Annotated in this window: 1 protein-coding gene; it reads left to right on the top strand. The window is 45.7% G+C overall.

All coding sequences use genetic code 11. The features are described 5' to 3' along the window. The coding region (locus NL643_RS22710) for an IS1634 family transposase (protein WP_253645248.1) at positions 1–1,593 on the top strand (1,593 nt) is incomplete at its 5' end. Between the last annotated feature and the right edge of the window lie 14 nt (positions 1,594–1,607).

Raw genomic sequence — 1,607 nt, 5'->3', positions numbered from 1 at the left:
ATTAAACGCCTAGATCACTTAGGGCTGATCGCTGCTTTCTGCCATGAAATCGGCTTACCTGGTATTATTGATCGCGTCATTCCCAAGTACTCGGATCATAACGTTTCACATGGCGATGCGGTCTTGGCGATGATTCTCAATGGTCTTGGCTTTCACAGCAGAACGCTGCATATGTTTTCTGACTTCTTCGAGACGAAGCCTGTTGCCAAGTTGCTTGCTAAAGATATTGAAGCTCACCATTTAACGGACGATGTACTCGGACGCACGTTAGATGCTTTATATGAAGCAGATGTCTCCGCACTTTATCAAGCGATTGCAGAGCATGTCGTTGATAAGCTAGGACTTAAAACAGACTCTGTACACCTTGATATCACTAGCTTCCATGTCGATGGTGAATACGCCCAGGACGAAGATCTTAATGCCATCAAGCTGGTAAAAGGCTACAGCCGAGACCACCGTCCAGAGCTAAATCAAGTGGTCCTTGAGTTGATTTGCGAAAATCAAGCTGGCCTGCCTGTTTACATGCAAGCGCTTAGTGGTAACACCAATGATGCTAAGGCATTCTCAGAAGTCACTAAACGGCATATTCATTGCCTGAAGGCAGCTCAAAACAGTCGCTACTTCATCGCCGATGCCGCTTTATACACCGAAGAGAGCATTCGTTCACTGGATGAGCAACAACAGAAGTTTATTACGCGTGTTCCAATGACCATTAAATCAGCCAAAGAGGCCTTAATGAACCTTGAGCCAGAGCAGCTGAGCCATATCGGCAATGGCTACTCGGGTTGTTGGGTTGACGCTGATTATGGCTCGGTATCTCAGAAGTGGCTGTTGATTCATAGTGAACAAGCAACCAAGCGAGAACAGGTAACGTTTTATAAGAACTTAGACAAAAATATCACCAAAGAGCTGAAAGCGCTGGGACAACTAAAGAAAAAGCAGTTTGCTTGCGCAGTGGATGCCGAGCAAGCAATGAGCGACTTCGCCAACCAGTGTCATTTGCTTGGCTTCGCGCAATCAACCATCGTTAAAGAGCCAATTTATTCAGGTCGTGGTCGGCCGAAGAAAGATGAAAAGCCGACGGGATACCACTATTTGATAGATGCTACGCCTTATACCGATCTAGAAAAGGTGAAACTGGCCAAGCTTAAAGTAGGTATGTTTATTCTCGCCACCAACGATACTGACAACACCGACCTAACAATGGTTGCATTGCTTGAACATTACAAGTCTCAGCAAAAGGTCGAGCGCGGCTTTCGCTTTTTGAAAAGCCCTGAGTTCTTAACATCATCAATTTTCCTGAAGAAACCTCAGCGAATCGAGGCACTACTGATGATCATGACGCTGAGCCTACTCGTCTACGCAAGCTTAGAGCACAAAATCCGAGAGAGTCTCACTAAGACCGAGGAATTCTTTCCTAGCATGGTAAAGAACAAGACGACAACTAAACCGACGGCACGTTGGGTATTCTTAAAATTCGAAGGTATCGACACACTCGAATTTGGCGGCCAAAGCTTCATAACGGGTGTTCAAGAGCATCAGACTCGGCTGCTTAAGCTTCTTGGTGTTCTGTATGAAGCAGTTTATTCCTAAATTGGCTGCGGAAT

Origin of the sequence: Vibrio sp. Y42_MX_L11, assembly GCF_024181785.1 — a bacterium.
Lineage (GTDB): Bacteria > Pseudomonadota > Gammaproteobacteria > Enterobacterales > Vibrionaceae > Vibrio > Vibrio diabolicus.
The sequence above is the reverse complement of the archived record's forward strand: the minus strand, read 5'-3'. Positions and strand labels throughout refer to the sequence as shown.